The organism is Lactiplantibacillus daoliensis, assembly GCF_005405005.1.
Lineage (GTDB): Bacteria > Bacillota > Bacilli > Lactobacillales > Lactobacillaceae > Lactiplantibacillus > Lactiplantibacillus daoliensis.
Genome location: NZ_BJDH01000008.1, coordinates 49,309 through 67,760 on the forward strand (window position 1 = coordinate 49,309; position 18,452 = coordinate 67,760).

General features: G+C 44.4%; 11 protein-coding genes, 1 pseudogene and 1 other annotated feature. Of the genes and pseudogenes, 5 read left to right on the forward strand and 7 right to left on the reverse strand.

Annotation, left to right across the window (positions count from 1 at the left end; genetic code table 11):
* Window positions 1-49 precede the first annotated feature (49 nt).
* Window positions 50-2,359, forward strand: coding sequence for an RNA polymerase recycling motor HelD (helD, locus tag FFM64_RS09890; protein WP_137607859.1), 2,310 nt, complete (start codon window positions 50-52; stop codon window positions 2,357-2,359).
* A 54-nt stretch (window positions 2,360-2,413) separates the two neighbouring features.
* Here the strand turns inward: helD and FFM64_RS09895 are convergent, their stop codons facing one another.
* From FFM64_RS09895 to FFM64_RS09910, 4 genes are all read right to left on the reverse strand, one after another.
* Window positions 2,414-2,761: a hypothetical protein gene (locus FFM64_RS09895; protein WP_137607860.1), complete on the reverse strand. Its 348-nt coding sequence runs from the start codon at window positions 2,759-2,761 to the stop codon at window positions 2,414-2,416.
* Between the two features lie 186 nt (window positions 2,762-2,947).
* The gene (locus FFM64_RS09900; RefSeq protein ID WP_137607861.1) at window positions 2,948-4,111 is read right to left on the reverse strand and encodes a cation:proton antiporter; all 1,164 of its coding nucleotides are present in this window, start codon (window positions 4,109-4,111) and stop codon (window positions 2,948-2,950) included.
* Window positions 4,112-4,152: 41 nt separating this feature from the next.
* The gene (gene brnQ, locus FFM64_RS09905) at window positions 4,153-5,529 is read right to left on the reverse strand and encodes a branched-chain amino acid transport system II carrier protein (protein ID WP_137607862.1); all 1,377 of its coding nucleotides are present in this window, start codon (window positions 5,527-5,529) and stop codon (window positions 4,153-4,155) included.
* A gap of 147 nt (window positions 5,530-5,676) precedes the next feature.
* Window positions 5,677-5,979, reverse strand: a binding site (T-box leader).
* Between the two features lie 128 nt (window positions 5,980-6,107).
* Window positions 6,108-6,920 carry a Cof-type HAD-IIB family hydrolase gene (locus tag FFM64_RS09910; protein WP_137607863.1) on the reverse strand — a complete coding sequence of 271 codons (813 nt, stop codon included), beginning with the start codon at window positions 6,918-6,920 and terminating at the stop codon, window positions 6,108-6,110.
* 180 nt (window positions 6,921-7,100) lie between these two features.
* On the opposite strand from FFM64_RS09910, the gene FFM64_RS09915 reads away from it, so the two are divergent.
* The 4 genes and pseudogenes from FFM64_RS09915 to FFM64_RS09930 all read left to right on the forward strand — a co-directional run bounded on the left by FFM64_RS09915 (window position 7,101) and on the right by FFM64_RS09930 (window position 14,311).
* Window positions 7,101-7,973: a helix-turn-helix domain-containing protein gene (locus tag FFM64_RS09915; RefSeq protein ID WP_137607864.1), complete on the forward strand. Its 873-nt coding sequence runs from the start codon at window positions 7,101-7,103 to the stop codon at window positions 7,971-7,973.
* Between the two features lie 73 nt (window positions 7,974-8,046).
* Complete coding sequence (locus FFM64_RS09920) at window positions 8,047-8,838, forward strand: Cof-type HAD-IIB family hydrolase (RefSeq protein ID WP_137607865.1); 792 nt, start codon at window positions 8,047-8,049, stop codon at window positions 8,836-8,838.
* A gap of 25 nt (window positions 8,839-8,863) precedes the next feature.
* Window positions 8,864-9,271, forward strand: a pseudogene (locus tag FFM64_RS09925) (sugar O-acetyltransferase); the annotation flags it as partial.
* Between the two features lie 183 nt (window positions 9,272-9,454).
* On the forward strand, window positions 9,455-14,311 hold the full coding sequence (locus FFM64_RS09930; protein WP_171000379.1) for a BspA family leucine-rich repeat surface protein: 4,857 nt from the start codon (window positions 9,455-9,457) through the stop codon (window positions 14,309-14,311).
* 73 nt (window positions 14,312-14,384) lie between these two features.
* Here the strand turns inward: FFM64_RS09930 and FFM64_RS09935 are convergent, their stop codons facing one another.
* From FFM64_RS09935 to FFM64_RS09945, 3 genes are all read right to left on the reverse strand, one after another.
* Window positions 14,385-15,719 carry a dihydrolipoyl dehydrogenase family protein gene (locus FFM64_RS09935; RefSeq protein ID WP_137607867.1) on the reverse strand — a complete coding sequence of 445 codons (1,335 nt, stop codon included), beginning with the start codon at window positions 15,717-15,719 and terminating at the stop codon, window positions 14,385-14,387.
* A gap of 178 nt (window positions 15,720-15,897) precedes the next feature.
* On the reverse strand, window positions 15,898-16,866 hold the full coding sequence (locus FFM64_RS09940; protein WP_137607868.1) for an ABC transporter ATP-binding protein: 969 nt from the start codon (window positions 16,864-16,866) through the stop codon (window positions 15,898-15,900).
* A gap of 1 nt (window position 16,867) precedes the next feature.
* Window positions 16,868-18,394 (reverse strand): ABC transporter permease/substrate-binding protein, encoded by a 1,527-nt coding sequence (locus FFM64_RS09945; protein WP_137607869.1) that lies wholly within the window; start codon window positions 18,392-18,394, stop codon window positions 16,868-16,870.
* Window positions 18,395-18,452: the final 58 nt, after the last annotated feature.

Below are 18,452 nucleotides of genomic sequence, written 5' to 3' on the forward strand. Positions count from 1 at the left end.
GAATTGTTCAAGCAATTTACCGAGATTAAGACTGGAGGCTGTTATCACAGTGACAACATCAGACCAAGAACAGCAGCAAGAACAACAGCGTGTGGACGCCGTCATTAAGCAGGTCAAAGCCCGCGCCAAGGAAACCGACCGTTTAGTTGCCAAGGCCCACCGTGAAACCGATGTGATTCAGAAAAACTACGGTGATAATAACTCCGTCAACACGTTTGAAGTCGATGACCGAATCGAAACCAACGCGGAATTACAACAACAAAAGCAAATGGTCGAACGAGCCGTTGAATCCGAAGCAATCCTCAATCGCCAAGTCGGTGTTTTACAGGATCTCAGCAATTCGCCGTATTTTGGCCGAATTGATATTCAAGATAGCCCAGACGAGGCTGCCGAAAAGCTTTATATCGGGACGGCATCATTCGTTGACGAGCAACAAAACTTTCTCGTTTATGATTGGCGCGCGCCAATTTCGTCCGTCTACTATAATGGGACCCTTGGTAAAGTTCATTACCAGACCCCTGCCGGCGACCAAACGACCGAATTACAAAAAAAACGTCAATTTCAAATTGACCACGGTCAAATCAAAAATATGTTTGATACCAACGAAACCGTTGGGGATGAAATTTTGCAGAGTGTCCTCGGCGAACAGAACGACGCTTACATGCAAAATATCGTCGCAACGATTCAAAAAGAACAAAATGATATTATTCGCGATACTTATAGCGATTTATTAGTGGTACAAGGGGTGGCTGGTTCCGGCAAAACGTCCGCCATTCTGCAACGAATCGCCTTTCTGCTTTACCATTCAAGAGCCTCACTGGAAGCAGATCAAATGGTACTGTTTTCTCCAAACCGACTATTCAGTCATTATATTTCTGAAGTCCTACCCAGTTTAGGTGAACGCAATATGCGGCAAGTCACCTTAGCCGAATTTCTGAGTGCCCGTTTCCAGGGATTGACCGTTGAAAGCCTCTTTGAGCGTTACGAAAGTGACCGGCAAGCGACCACGCAAGTCCCAGCCATTCGCCAATTCCAAGAAAGTGCCGCCTTTATGCAACAAGTCGACACCTACTGCCATCATTTGCCGGCTAACCAATTGCGCTTTACCAATATCGTGTTCAATGGCGAGGTCTTCTTCTCACGTGCTGAAATTACCGCAATTGCGAACGCCCTACCAACCGCCATGCAACCAGCTGATCGTTTCTTAAGCATCAAGAATACCCTGATCAAACGTCTTAAACACCGCATTGACCACGAAGCCCAAGCTGACTGGGTCAACGACATTATTGACCAATTAAATGACGAAGATTACCACGATTGGCTTGGCGACAAACGCCGCGGCGATTTTCAGTCATTGGACGATGAAGTCTTCTATATTGGAAAACAAATTGTTACCAAACGTTTGCGACAAGTCTATGATGCGATTTATAATGGCTACTTTTTAGATACTTATGAACAATATAACGATTTTCTTGGCCAAATTGAGCGACCAAGCACCATCGAACCTGCCCAATGGCGAGCCCGGATGAAACAGTTCCAAACCGGCATCGAGTACCACAAAATCGCCTTACTCGACTGTGCGCCACTATTATTGTTGCGCGACATTTTAACAGGCAGTGGGCAAAACCGACGAATGCAATACATCTTCGTCGATGAGATGCAGGATTATTCCTTAGCCCAGTTGCTGTATATTAAACACGCCTTTCCTCTCGCCAAATTCACTTTACTTGGCGACAGTGAACAAGCTTTATTTAATGATATCGAATTACCACAACAATTACTGGAACGCCTACGTGACGCCTTTAATGTCCGTCATGCTAATCTGATTACTTTAAATAAAAGTTATCGTTCAACCTTGCAGATCACTAACTTTGCCAAAGGATTATTACCAGATGGCGACCAGATTCAAGCCTTTACTCGGGAAGGTGAGCTTCCCAAAGTCATGATTCGTTACGGTGAAGATAACGCCTTAAAAGGCCTACTCACCGAAGTCAATCAACAATTAGAAAACACTAAGACGGTCGCAGTGCTCACTAAAGACCTCGCCGAAGCTAAGCAAGTCTATCAATACCTGAAACATCAGACGATTGCAACCTTGATGGCTGACAGTGATCGCACCATGCCACAAGGTGTAATCGTCATGCCAATTTACTTAGCCAAGGGACTGGAATTCGACGCCGTCATTGCTTATGACGTTTCGGCCAAAAATTACCCAGATCAGAAATCAGTCGGGCTACTTTACACGATTGCCTCACGCGCAATGCACCATCTAACTTTATTGAGTGTTGATGACGTTTCGCCTCTCATCGCTCATTTAGATCCCACGCTATTTACAATTGAACATCAAGTTCGTGTTTAACTGAAAAAGACCTGAATGACTGATTCTACAGAATCGGCCATTCAGATCTTTTTTTTAGTTTAAACTGTTTTTAAATTGATGCATAATTTCACCGGCAAGGCCTAATCCCAGCGCGATTTGTAGTAATCGGAGCCCGAATGGATTCGTCCCCACAATCTCTGGCCGCATGATTAGATCAACAATTCCACCCAAAGCCCCAACCATCAAAATCATACTGGCGATTCCCATGATGACAATTAAAGTCTGTCGAATTGGCGGTCGTGCCTGAAAGGCATTCTGTGCCGCGGGGCTTTGACCAACGTACCCGCGAATTAATTCAGACAAACCGAAATTACGTTCAATTAAGACTGCTGCAAAGCCAAACATGACAACCCGGATTAATACCATCGTCAACAAGTTCACTTTCAGTCACTCCTTAAATTTGAGGAATCAACTAACTTTGTTAACTTAATTGTACGCGCTATTTAGCACCATTAGGTTGACTTTACACAAACTCAACAAACTTTACGGAAATGACATTAAGATCGTTGCTAAATTAGCATCACGGCCAATAACCCGTAACGCACGTCACCATCTAAACACACCTACTTACGAAGCCGCTGCCGCCGGTGCCCGATGAATCGCATCCTTCAAAACGAATGGTGCAATCATCGTCACTAGAATAATCACTAAAATAATATCAGAGTAGTAGTTACTTGATAATAAATGAGCTGAAAAACCAATCTGAGCCGTAATTAGGGCCATCTCGCCGCGAGAAATCATCCCTGCACCCACCAAATAATTGCTGTGACCACTGAAACCATTCAATTTAGCGCCTAAGCCACAACCAATTAGCTTGGTGAATACGCCGAGAACTGTCATCACTACAACAAATGGTAGCGACTGCCAAAAACCATCAAACGTCATATTTAGACCAACACTAACAAAGAAGATTGGAATAAAAATCGTGTAACCGACTGGCTCAATGCTGACGTCGACTTGATGTTGATAGTCGGTCTGCGCAATTGCCGTCCCGGCAAAAAACGCGCCGATTGCCCCACTCAAGCCCACCGTTTCTGCCAGCCAAGCCATGGCTAAACAAATAATCACTGACATAATTGTCGGACTAACGGCCATCAACAAATGATTGCTTAAACTCATTAAAAATGGTGCAATCCACCGAGTCAACAAGAAGACACCCACAAAGAACGCCACTTGTTCAAGTAATACTAACCACAAAGCAGTCTGAGAATGACCACCTTGATCACCCATCATTGAAATCATAATACTGAGTAGAATTACGCCAATAATATCATCCGCCACGGCCGCGCCAAGAATCGTAGCGCCTTCCTTCGTATCCAAGGCTTTAAACTCTTTTAGTACTTCCACCGAAATCGACACTGAGGTCGCAGAAAAAATCACGCCAATAAATAATGACTCAAACCAAGTAAAGTGGAAAAAGTGACTGGCACCACCCATAATCAAAACTGGAAAAATGACCCCAATCACTGCCACCACAATCGCTGGCCGTAAATATTTCTTCAATAATGCTAAATTACTCTCTAGTCCACCAATAAACATCAGCACAATGACTCCCAAGTCTGAAAAAGTCTGAACCAGGTTCGTCAAGTGAACGAGATTAAAGATCGCCGGGCCTAAAATGACCCCCACTAAGATTTCACCAATGACGGCCGGAATCCCAATCCGATGTGAAAAGTGACCAGCCAAAGTCGTTGCCAACAACAAAATACATAACGTGCCTAAAAAACTCATAGTCGCCATCCTTCATTAAAACTTAGTTTCCATGATACACCTTATTCCTGATCCGTTTTGACTGTATGAGCAGTGATCGCCCACCGAATCGCTGTCACACTCAAACCGATTGCCAAGCCAATGAGTGCTGGCGCAATCCAGTCCATTCCATATTTAGCAAATGGTAAGTACTTATCATCTAAGGCCAAGAGTTGTTGCACCCAAGTTTGGCGCGAAATAACGGCTGGAGCCGCATTTAACGCATCGAGACCCGCTGGAATCAACGTAAATGCCGTGGTCCATCGATAAACGATGGGGTCGTGTCGGAATAACGGTGACGCAATTGACAACATAATCAATGTGATTGCTAATGGATAGAGGAACATTAACATGGGAGTCGACCAAGCAATAATCTGATCTAGGCCAATGTTAGCAATCAAGAACGAGGCACCACAGGCGAGTCGGTTCCAAGTTCGGTACGCAATTCGTGGAAACTTCGCATGTAACGCTTCCGAAAAGGATGAAGACAAGCCTACCGCCGTCGTCAAACAAGTCAAAGTCGCCATTACGGCTAGAATGATTTCACCGGAAATTCCCAGAAAAGCCTTTGCAATTTGTGAAAAAGCCAATCCGCCATCTGCCGATAGCTTAAAGACGGTTAAAGAAGTCGCCCCAATCCAAATTAAGCCTAAATAGATCAAGGCTTCGAGGGTAATACTCAGCAAACTGGATTTAGCCGCAGTTTTCGCGATGGCCGTTGGATTATGCTGGCCTAATCCCCGAATGGCATTAACGACCACAATCCCAAATAGCAGCGCCGCTAGGGCATCCATCGTATTATAGCCTTGCAAAAAGCCATTCAGAAAGGCGCCCCCTTGATAAGCTGCGGTTACTTTGGCCGTATGCGCCGTACCAAGCGGTTTGATAAAGGCAAAGCCAAAAATTAAGGCTAACAAAATCAAGAAGGCTGGATTTAACAGCTTACCAATCGCGTCCATAATGCCAGATGGCTTGCGTGAAGCCCAATAAGTAATTCCGAAAAAGATTAATGAATAAATGCCTAAATATAATGGTGCTTGGCTTGCACTGACGTGACCCGCAATCCCAATCTGAAAAGGCGTGGTCGCCGTCCGCGGCGTTGCGAATAACGGTCCTAACGTCGCACAAGTCAGAATCATGAACAACGTTGCATAACGTTTGCCGATTGGGCGCGCCAACTCATAAATGCCACTGCTGCGAGTCACACTAATCGCAATAATTCCTAATAATGGCAACAACGTCCCAGTTAATAAAAAGCCAAGACCGGCAGTCAACCAGTGGGCGCCCGCCAATTGGCCCAAATGAATGGGAAAAATTAAATTACCAGCGCCAAAGAACATTCCGAATAACATCGAACCGATAATTAAATAATGTTTAAGTGATAATTTTTGCGTTTGCATTGGCTGTTTCCTCCTTCAAACCTAAGTGCCGATCAACAAAAATCATCAAGCACTCGATACAACCCACCATGACTAGTTTTTACACACATGTTAATAACCTCCTTCAATAAACGAAAAAAGCGTCCTCTGAAAACCAAAATTTGGTTTTCAGAGGACGCTGACGCGCGGTACCACCTCTTGTGATAACTTTTCAACAACAGTTATCCACTTATCGCGTACGGCTCGTTGATAGCATAGGCTTCATTGAAACGTGTGACTGTCATCAGTGACAATCACAGACACTATTCAAGTGATACGCTAGCACGATAATGGGTGCCCCCAGCTAACACTGACTTTTGTTCGTATTAGCCGTTCACAGGTTACTTTCATCACTGACCCAAGATCGACTTTCACCATCCGTCGACTCGCTGAACTTGGCACAGTGCCTACTCTCCTGATCGTCACGATTGTTTTTCTCATTTATTTTTAATATTTGCAATCATAAACTCATTATTAAAAATTGTCAACCGTGACTTTTCAAAAAAGTTATCCACTGTGCATAACATTTTCGGGCCAGCTTACTTTTCCACAGGTCTGATTTAAGCCAATGCTAATTTTTCAATCGCGTCGGCGAGGCCGCCTGCATCATTAGTTCCGGTCACATAACTCGCATGGGCCTTGGCTTCATCGCTACCATTTCCCATTGCGACCGCCGTGCCGGCAAAATCAAACATCGTAATATCATTTTTTTCATCACCACACGCCATGACTTCACTCGTATCAAGCTTTAGGATGCCTGCTAATTCACGTAATGCCGCGCCTTTGTTCACTTCGGGGTGCATTAACTCTAAGAAGTTTCCGCTCGCGCGCACGACGTATAATCGGTCACCAAACGTTGTTTCCACCAATGGTTCAACCGTGTCCAACTGTTCCGGATTGCCCACGAATAACCCTTTGGTAATTTCAAAATCAGCCGGCAATTCTTCAGGATCTCGGACAAATAACCCCGCTTTATTTTCCCAAGCCTGGATCACGGTGACCCAGTTGACATCACGATCAGCGGTATAAATATTACTTTCATCGTCTAGGACATTAAATGGCACGTGATGGGCTTGACCAAAAGCCGTTAGTTGGCGATACATCGCGTTAGCCACTAAGTGTTTCGCCACAACTTTGCCACTAACGGATTCCGTGACTGCCCCGTTATAAGTGATGACATATTGCTCGTCACCAGTAATCTTTAAGGAGTCCAAATAAGGCTGAACACCGGCCAATGGTCGACCGGTACATAACACGACTTTAATCCCTTGCGCGAGTGCCTTTTGAACAGCGCCTTTCGTGCTATCGAGCAATTCACCCTTTGAATTTAGTAACGTATCATCAATATCCAAAGCAATTAATTTGATTGACATTTTCATGAGTTCCTTTCAGCCACGAATACGGTTACAATTGAAGTATGTCGGTTAACACCGACAACTAATAATTCCGATTTCGTCTTTTTTTGATAATTTCAATATAGCATAACGCTCGTCATCATAAGGCCGATTTTTGAAACCTAGATGGCACAATTTAAACAATCGTGGTGATAATCAGTGAAAATTTTACATGAAACCGTACAAACAATTCCCCATCTTCCCTTTAAATATTACGAACATAATCCTTTAGCTTCGATTGACGTGGCGCCTCATTGGCATCAAGGAATCGAGTTGAACTACCTCGCAGCCGGTGATACTTTAAAATTTGTCACCGATGGGCAAACGACTGAATTTCACCCCGGCGATGTCTGGGCAGTTAATCGGCGGGTTGTCCACAGTGCAACGGGGCCCGCCCAAGCCAATTGGGCCGAATTCGGGCTCATTATTGACGATGACTTTTTACAAACAGAAGTACCTTCCAGCGCGAGTTGGCAATTAACCTTAACTGAGCCACGGGCTGAGCTGAAAAATCCGACGGCGTACGCAGCGATTCGCAATCACCTGATTGCGATTCATGACAGCTTAGCTAATGGTGCCAACGATTTGGCCCGGCTTGAAATCTTGAGTCACTTTTATGCCCTGGTCGCCACGCTCGGTCAAGCCTTCACTGTCCCATTAGCGACGACTGACGTTAGTCCCAACCAAAATCTAACTGACACCGTGATGGACTATATCAATCAGGCGTATACCGAACCGATAAGTGGCACAACTTTGGCCGAGCGGTTCCACGTCTCGTTGACGACACTGAATCAACAGTTTAATGCCAATTTGCAGCTATCCGTAAACCGCTATTTACGCCAAGTCCGGTTATTAAACGCGCGTCGCTTACTCCTAGAAACTGATCGTAAGATTGACTATATTGCGACTAGTTGCGGCTTTACCAATCGCAAAACCCTAAATCGCAATTTCAAGGCTTGGAAAGGTCTAACACCCACGGAATATCGGCAAACTTTTGCGAAATATCACAAAATTGATACCAGTTGCCTCTAAAAATGTCCCTTGTCACGATTAATCCCATGCTAAACTATCGGCATCAACTAAAAAAACAAGGGAGCAACTTATAATGATTAAATTAATCGCAACCGATATGGATGGTTCGTTTTTACGAGATGATATGACTTATGATGAAGCCAAATTCAAAACGCTACACGCCGCTATGGCACGGGTTGGCATTCAGTGGGTCGTCGCCAGTGGCAATCAATATTACCAACTAAAATCGTTCTTTAAAGCCTACCCTGACACGATCTATGTCGCAGAAAATGGCGCTTTAATTCGTGATGAGCGACGTACCTATGCCATGCATACTTTTAAGCCTGCCGTCGTTAACCAAATCTTAGCCGTTATTACGGCTATGCCGGAATTACAAATTTTAGTTTGTGGCGCAAAGAGTGCTTATGCCCTCAGCACCGAGGACCCCGCCCACGTCGCCGAGATGCGTCACTATTACCATCATTTGGCCGTTGTAACTGACTTTGCCAGCATTGACGATGACATTTTAAAATTTGCCATTAGTTGTCCACCAGCAGAAACGATGACGATTGTGGCTAACTTGCGTGAAAAATTAGCCGGCTTAGGTGAACCGACGAGCAGTGGCCATGGCGATATCGATATTATCCAGCCTGGCCTCAACAAAGCGGCCGGTTTAAAGGAACTCGGCGACATTCTTCAAGTCAAACTAGGCGAAATGTGTGCCTTTGGAGACGGTGGGAACGACCTCGAAATGTTGCGTGAAGTCGGCTTAGGGGTTGCCATGGCAAATGCGCAACCGACTGTCACCGCGGTAGCGGATCGGACAACGGGCAGTAATCAAGACCAAGGCGTGCTCAACTTTATCAGTGAGGCATTGGAGGCTTAAGTCATGCAAAGGGCGCAACCTTCTCGGTGGTCATCATGTTCATTTTGACCGTGGTATCTATGCTAATTTCAATCTAACCTTAGTCGATGACACCCATATCTATGTGGGTGACCACACAATGTTCGGTCCTAACGTCACGGTGGCAACGGCTGGTCATCCGATCTTGCCAGAACTACGTGCTCAGGGTTATCAATACAACGCGCCCGTCCACATCGGTGAAAACTGTTGGTTCGGTGCCGGCGCAATCGTTTTACCTGGCATTACAATCGGAAACAACGTGGTCGTCGGAGCTGGTAGCATTGTGACCAAAGATCTACCTGACAACGTCGTCGCCGTCGGCAATCCTTGCCACATTTTGCGCGAAGTTAACGAACACGACCGGGAATTCTATTTTAAGCAACGACGAATTGATCCAAAATTACACGCTAATTAACAATCGGCTTTGCAAAACAGATGAAGTTTTGCAAAGCCTATTTTATTTGTCCTAATCCTGACTCGTTAGCGTTTACTTTCTTATTAAAAGATATAAAATTAGTTATGTATAAAACAATTAACATAAACAATTAAAAAGCTGGTTATTTATTAACCATTAGTCAACTAGATCCTTGGGGGAGTGTTGAATACGTTTGAATCAATTAACTCGAAAACACATTATAAGATGTATAAAAAGGGAAGATTTTGGATTTTTGCTGGCATGACTTTGCTGAGCTGGCAATTAGTTGGCACAACTGCTCAAGCGGCGAATACTGACCAAGATAATACGACTAATTCACCAACGACCGCAACTACCACGACACCGAAAACAGCGGACACTAAGCAGGTTATCCTAGACACAGCTGATAAAACCACGACTGATAGCAGCACAACCAATACGACTGTCGTCACTGATGATTCGAACGCAGACACGGCACAAAAACCGTCATCAACCACACCGTCAAATTCAGAATCTACTAAGCAGACTACTGTTCCTGACATGGATAAGACTAATTCAAATGTCTCAAAACCAGACTCAAACCAAGTTGAGGAACCGGTTAAGACTACTTCTGATTCTACGACACCTGCTTCGAACCAGAATCGGTCGAACCCAACCGATATGACCGAACAAAAAACAACCAACGCTGCCAATCAATCGACCACTGTTTCTAACCCAGCTACGCCTAAACGAATGCAACTGAGTCGTAATAGCCTAATGCGGATGGCATCCGTGGAAGACGGCGGCTGGTCAGTGACAGATGACGGGGCTGGTAACGTCGTTCTCCACTTTGCAGGCGGAACTACCTTAAGTACGGCCGGCAGAGCTTACGACCAACCCTGGCGCGCCGATTATAGCAGCACCATCACTGAAATTGACTTTGATGGCCCTGTTACTGCCGGGAAAGATTTATCACAGATTTTTTCATTTTTAAGCAATCTAAAAACTATTAATAATGCCAATCTGCTTGATACCAGCAACACAACTGATATGAATCAAATGTTTGAAAACGATTCTAAATTAACAGCTATTAACGGCATTGATAGTTGGAATACTTCTAAAGTCACTAACTTAAGCAATATGTTTTTTAGTAACTGGAAACTAACCAGTTTAAATGTCAATTCTTGGGACACTTCGAAGGTAACTAATATGGCCGGTACCTTTGAGCAAACAGCCTTAACCTCGCTTGACCTCAGCAACTGGAAGACCTCAAACGTTACTAATCTAAGTGGAATGTTTGTGAATGATCAGGCACTAACTAGCTTGAATTTAATTGGACCTGGTTGGGATACAACAAATGTCACTGACATGAGTGGGTTATTTCAAACAACTCATATCACGAACTTATTGGACAATATTCGCGACTGGAACACCTCAAATGTAACCGATATGAGCCGTATGTTTTGGGGAGCTAATTTAGCCACTTGGGATATTAGTAACTGGGATACCTCTAAAGTTACCAATATGCGTGCTATGTTAGGTAGCAACGCCTTCACAAGTTTGGATTTAAATGACTGGAATACTAGCAATGTTACTAATATGACAGATTTGTTCAGTAGCTGTACAAAATTGACAAAAATCACTATCAATAAATGGGATATAAAAAACGTTACACATATTACAGACTTATTCCGTAACGATTTTGTTTTGCAAATCCTAAACTTAAACGATTGGAACACCAGCAGCATTACAGATTTTTCATATGCCTTTAAAGATTGCCAACAACTAACATCATTGACAATCAACAACTGGAATACTAGCAATGTTACTAATGCCGATGGTATCTTCTATAATTTATTCCATTTAAATGAGTTAAATTTAGATCACTGGAATACAACCAATTTCAAAGACACAAATTATCTGTTTGAAAATTCGACTATACCTACTATTACTTTTGGGCCACAAGTCACTTTACCATCAAATTGCCAATTATCAGCTATGTCTGGTATTACAAAAGGTTACACTGGTAATTGGGTAAATACGGCCAACCCAAAAGATATTTTAACCGATAGTGAACTAATTGCAGCCTATGCCACCCCCAGAAATACGACATTGACCTATACTTGGCAATATATGCCCACAATTAAATTGAAGAATAGTACTCTCAAGCTAGGGGCGACTGAGGCTTGGCAACCATCAGATAATTTTTTAACAGCAACGGATGATCACAACAATTCAGTTGATTTAACTAATCCTATGATTACCAACGATGGTGCAACTGCCATTGATCCGATGACATTAGGATACAGCACAGTCACGTTTAGCTATAATTACCTGAGCGCTGATGGAAAAATAGCTAGCGTCGAATTTCAAACTAAAGTCCTTGTCTACGGACTAATTCTAAAGAATAAGATTATCAACATTCCTGTCGCTGCGAATTGGGATCCCCGCGATAATATTGCACAAGGGCTCGAAAATACAAACTGGTCAGCACCGGCAAGTTCATACTCTATTATAGTTAGGATTCCGACTGCAAGTCGTAACCTCGATCAGCCTGGCACCTATACAATCACCTATATTTTGGACGATTTCACCACGACAGCAACAGTTAACGTCACCAGCAAGGCTCAACTCGTTGGTCAATCCGCCGCAATCAAATGGCACGGTTCTTGGACCGCAGCCGATGGACTGATTTCAGCAATCGATGAAAACGGTGTGCCTATTACTGATTTCAACAAAATCAAGGTTACTGGGACCGTCAATGTTAATACTCTGGGGCGTTACACGGTTACGTATGACTACACGGATCCTGTGGGCAACACCGTCAGTTCGGGCCCAATTACTGTTGCAGTCTATGGTATCGTCTTAAACTATAAAAACATTGATAAAATTACGACTGATAGCTGGGACCCAGAAAGTAATATCAACACTGCTGTTAACTTATCTGGAGATAAATTGCCGAGAAATGATTTGACTATTACTCGTGCCGATGGTGGTAATGTAGATGACTTAAGTAAAATTGGTACTTATACCATTAATTATGCCCTTGGAACTGATTATTTAACCAGTATGACAGTACACGTCTACAGTAATGCCAAAATAACTAGTCGTGACGTGCGATTTAAAGTTGGAACGCCTTGGGATATGCGAGGGGTTTTAATAGCACTTGATGAACATAATCGTTTTATTAATGACAACAATAAATTCACATCATCTAACACAGTCGATACCACAACGCCCGGAGTCTACACGGCTACCTATAGTTATACAGACGCCGCCGGTAATATTGCCACTTCGGCACCAGCTCAAGTAATCGTCTATGGGCTACGTCTCGACCAAGACAGTTTCACCAAATCAACAACCGCAAGTTGGAATCCAGCTGATCATATTATTGCGGCAGTTGATGAAACTGGCAAAACTATCCCGGCACAAGATATTGTGGTTACAATTCCTGCTGATAGTCAAAATCTGACGTTACCCGGCACTTATGATTTAACCTATTCCCTAGGTAATACAGATACGGTGACAGCTAAGATGACCGTTACTAATCAAGCTCAGCTAGCCGGTCAAACCACCGCTATCAAACTCGGGAATACTTGGCAACCGGAAACTGGCATCAAAGCTGCCATCGACGAAAATGGTCAAACTCTAAACGACTTTAGTCGAGTCACCGAGACCGACAATGTTAATTCAAATCAGCTTGGTGTCTATCATGTGACCTATACGTATATTGACGCTGCTGGCAACCAAACTACCGCACCAACCGTCCAAGTCATTGTTTACGGCATTATTTTGAAACAGACTGACTTGACCAAGTCCACAACTGGTAAACTCGATCTCGCTGATAATGTTAGGCAAGCACTTGATCGCGCTGGTATCCTCCGGAGCGGTTCAGATGTTACGGTTACTGCACCGGCTGACAATCCGCAATTGGGCAGACTGGGCATTGCACCAATCGCCTACACTCTTGATGACTACACCGCCCCTGCGACGGTTACCATCACTAGTGCCGCCAAACTGGTCGGTCAGGCAACTAGTATTAAACTCGGCACAAGTTGGGACCCTACTAGCGGTATCAAGACTGCGCTAGACGAAAATGGTGTCCCAATCACTGACCTGCATCAGCTAAAAGTAACTGGCAATCTCGATACTAGCAACCCCGGCATCTATTCAGTGGTCTATCACTACGTGGATGCTGCTGGCAATGATACTAGCGCTGCCCCGGTCAATGTCGTTGTTTATGGCATTAGCTTAGCAGAAACCAGTAAAACCTTAACGCCCACCGATGATTGGCAACCATTGAGCAACGTTACCCGTGCAGTCACCCCCACTGGGGATACCGCTTCAACAGCGGACATTCAAGTAACACTGACTGACAGCAATGGCCAACCTGTAACTGATTTGGCTCAGCCTGGAAAATATTTGGTGACTTACCATTTAGCAGATGCTACAGTCACAATGCCGGTCACCGTTATTAGTTTGGCGGCAATCAATGCACACAATGTCACTCTAACTGTTGGTGATAGTTGGAACGCAGCAATGGGGTTAACGAACGCTACCGCCTTTGATGGTCAACCATTATCGTTGGCGCAATTAACCCTCACTGGTTCGGTTGATGCCAACACGATTGGCACTTATCCTGTTACTTATAGCTATACTGATGGTGAAAATCAAGTCACAACAAAAACCGTTTTAGTCACCGTAACCGCAAAACCTGCGACAGTTAATAATCAGCCGCGGCCTAATCCGGCATCACAACGTCCTGCTGAAGAAGTGGCACATTTAGCAGTTCAACCAACGACAAGACTTAAAAGTGATCCGATTCAGTCACCAGCTAAAATAGTTGCGACACGTGCTGATTCAGTAGTCTCATTGACACACTCGGGGCAAGCGACACCGTTCCCGACTGACCAAGCTACCAAAAAAGCACCAGTAACAAAGACCTTACCACAGACAAATGAAGCTCATACGACTGCCAACCGTTTCCTGGGACTAGTCTTATTCGCCTGCACTGGCTTGTTGTTCGGACTCGGTCGCTACTATAAACGTCAGCGTCACTAAAATTATTCCAGATAAAAATGACACGCCTGATCAACAATCACTGTTGATTGGGCGTGTCATTTTTGACTACTTATTAATATAAATACTGTAAGTCACTCGCTGGAGTCGGATAAGCAACAATCAGCTTTTGAATCGCTGCCAAACTGAGTTTCTTTTCAATCAGAATTGTTAAATAGTTAATCATTTCATCGGCAATTTCACTTAAACAACTGGCTCCCACAATCAAACCAGTTTGTTGATCAACAACCACTTTCGCCAATGCTTGCGGTATTTGTAGTCGATAATACGTGAACCATTTGGTCATATCTAAGGTCGTCACGCGATATTTAGTGGTGTCCGTCGCAACCTGAGCCGCCGTAACGCCAACTTCGGCTAATTTTGGTGACGCATAAACTTGGGTTGGCGTCACTGGATAACTAATCGGTGCGCCAGTTTCCACCAATTCGCCAACTAAGTAGCGCGCCTCATAACCGGCTAGTGGCGTCAACTTAGGCACCGGCGTATCACTGACGTCACCAATAGCATAAATGTGGTCAGCGGCCGTTTGTAAATGATCGTTAACCTGAATCCCATGGCGATCATAAGTCACGCCAACATTTTCCAAGCCTAAATGATCCGCATTAGGGATCCGACCAGCTGAACAAACGACCAAATCAGTCGTTAACTCGAAGTCATCATGAGCAGTTAGATGTAGGCCATCCGCTGCTTGGGTAATCTGCTTGAGGTCCACGTTCAGATCAAAAGTGACCCCCTGATCCGTCAAATTGGCCATCAATGCTTTGACCAGTTCTGGATCAAAGTTTTTCAGTGGTCGATCGTTGTGGTGAATTAAATGAACTTCCGCCCCTGCTGCTCGTGCAATGGTCGCCAATTCGAACCCAACGTAGCCGCCACCGACAAACGTGACGCGTTTTGGCATCTGATCTAAGTCTAAGAAGTCTGTACTCGTCTTGAAATACTCATGTCCAGGAATCGGTAAAATTGCTGGGCGTTGTCCCGTTGCAATCACAATATCAGTGCCAGTAACCAAGTTGCCATCAACGGTTAATTCGCCATCCGCACGGAAATAAGCTTGGCCGTGTAAAGTGTCAATGGCTTGTGACTTTAAGCCGCTTAACGTGCCATCATTAATTCCATCCGTATAGCCCCGCTTCGTCGTCATCAAATTGGGCCAATCAATCGTTGGAACACCGGACAATCCATGCCCTTGAAAGTTTGTTGCAGCTTGTTTGGCTTCCACTGCACTCAGTAAAATCTTTTTAGGATCACAACCACGGTTAGGACAAGTTCCACCCCATAAATCTGATTCAACAATCAAAACCGATTTGCCTTGGGCCTTTAACCCACTTGCCAGCGCAGTCCCAGCTGGACCACCACCAATTACGATTACATCATATTGTTTTGCCATGATTGAAATTACCTCCTAATTTTTTGAGTGCTTGTGTCTGGAGGGCCCTGTTTTGTTGATGGTCGAAACGTGTTCGTCGAACCTGCTTCTTCCGCTTGCTACGCCAGGTAACTACTGCCAAAAACGCCGTAATTACCTGGCTAGGCAATGCTCGGAAGCACCCGGCTCAACTCACACTCTAACCATTTTCATGCATGCTCAAATACGCCATCACTGTTTGCCGGTCCAAATAGCCTTGTACAACCTTATCATCCGTAATCGCTAAATAATCATGATTGGCGAGCGCTTCAAAACCAGTTCGTAGCGTGTCTTCAGTGTCTAACGTTTGAATCCGATTGTCTGCCACTGCTGGCTTCTCTTTGAGATAACCTTGTACTAGCCCTACCCGTCCCACATAAATATCATAGACATTCTTCGCACGACTGGCACCGAAAAAGTCACGGACAAAGTCATTGACCGGATGTTGGGCAATCGCGCTAGGCGTATCCACCTGCAATAAGTCACCATGCCGCATGATACCAATCCGATCGCCCAGCTTTAACGCTTCGCTCATATCATGCGTCACGAAGACAATCGTATTGCCATAGCGCTGATGTAGCGTTAAAACCAAATCCTGCAACTGTTGCCGCGACAACGGGTCCAACGCACTAAACGGTTCATCCATCAGTACGATTGACGGCTTCGAAGCGATGGCTCTCAAAATGCCAATTCGCTGCTGCTCGCCACCTGAAAGTTCATCTGGCATCCGATTACGATAAACTTCGGGATCTAAGCCAACTTCAGTTAATAATTCATCAATTGTTTTCGCAATCTCTTTTTTCGGGGTGCCTTTCATTTCTGGAATCACCGCAATGTTTTGTGCGACGGTCATGGTTGGAAATAGGGCAATCTGTTGTAACACATACCCCATGTCCCAGCGTAAATCCCGTACCGGCACCGTCGTGGTATCGCGATCATTCACCAAAATTTCACCAGCGGTCAGCGGTTCCAAGCGGTTAATCATCTTCAACGAAGTTGTCTTACCACTCCCTGAAGTTCCGACCAACACGAAGAGTTCACCCTTTTTTACACTGAGGTTCAAGTCAGGAATGACGTTAGTGCCATGAAAGTCTTTTTTGACGTGTTTAAATTCAATTGCTGTTGTCATCCTAATTGCTCCCCTCCAATAAACCATGTTTAATCAAGTAGTTATGTGCCACTGTGGCCGCCGATTTGTTTTTTACGTTGACTTCATAATTCATTTCTTGCATATCAGTTTCTGAAATTTTCCCAGCCAATTTGTTCAGCGACTGCACCACTTTTGGATGTTTATTTGCAAATGCCGTCGTCATCAATGGTGCACCTTGATAAGTTGGGAAGAAGTGCTTATTGTCTTTTAAAATCGCCAAATGATACTGTCGTAGTTCGCTATCTGTTGAATAAGCATCAACTAAATTAATCCGACCTTTGCTAATGGCTTCATAGCGCAGAGCTGGTTCCATTGATTTAGCCGTTACATCTAAGCCATAGGCCTTTTTCAGTCCCTTTAGACCATCGTCACGGTCAATAAATTCAAGGGTCATCCCGGGTTTCAACAGCGAATCAACTTGAGTCAAATCACTAATCGTTTCCAACTGATGTTCCTGCTTAAACTTCTTCGTCACGGCTAGCGCATAAGTATTGTTATAAGCCATCGGTTTGAGTAGCGACATTTCATCTTGCTTGGCAAGCCGTTGCTTCGCTAAATGATACGTTTCCACTGCTGTCATTGACTTGGGATTATTCCCCTTAACTAGCGTCTCCAATACCGATCCCGTAAATTCAGGATAAATATCAATTTGATTATGTTTGAGCGCACTAAATAAGAACGTCGTTTTCCCAAAGTTAGGTTTTAACGCCACTTTGACGTGCGCATCGCTCGCTTCAATCAAATCTTTATACATATTAATTAAGATCTCAGGCTCTGATCCTAACTTACCGGCAATCGTGATGGTTTCTGTCCGATTGGCGTAAGCACTGTAAGCACCCCCACTACCGAGCAACGCCACGATCACCGCAAAAACGGTCAAAGCTTGCTTGGGCTTGGCTGTCTGAAACCAACGCACTAGCGCGGATAACACAATCGCAAGTAACGCCGACGAAATTGCCCCAATTAACAACAATGACGTGTTATTGCGATCAATCCCGAGCATAATAAAAGTTCCAAGGCCACCAGCACCGATTAAAGCTGCCAACGTGGCTGTCCCAATGATCAGGACTAGGGCTGTTCTAATCCCAGAAATAATTTGTGGGAGCGCGATTGGAAATTCTACTTTAAATAACTTCCGCATCCGTGACATCCCAAAAGCATCCGCCGCTTCTTCAATCGAATCGTCGATTTCTGAAATACCTAAGTACGTATTTTGAAAGATGGGTAATAACGCATAGATAATTAACGCAATCACCGCTGGTACTGTCCCAATCCCAACGAGTGGAATCAATAATCCTAACAGCGCCAGTGACGGAATCGTCTGCAGGACACTCGTCAGTTGCAAAAGTCCTTCCGCCATCTTAGGACGCCGAACAGCCCAAATAGCGAGTGGAATCGCAATGATCATGGCAATCACTAACGCCGCGATTGAAATTCCCAAGTGTTGCCATAACGCCGTTAGTAAGTCCCCGCGTCGTTCCATAAATGTTTGAATCAAGGTCTGCATAAGTTACCTCCCACGTCCTTATCCTTAATGTTTTTAATCGTAGCATAACCAATCCCAA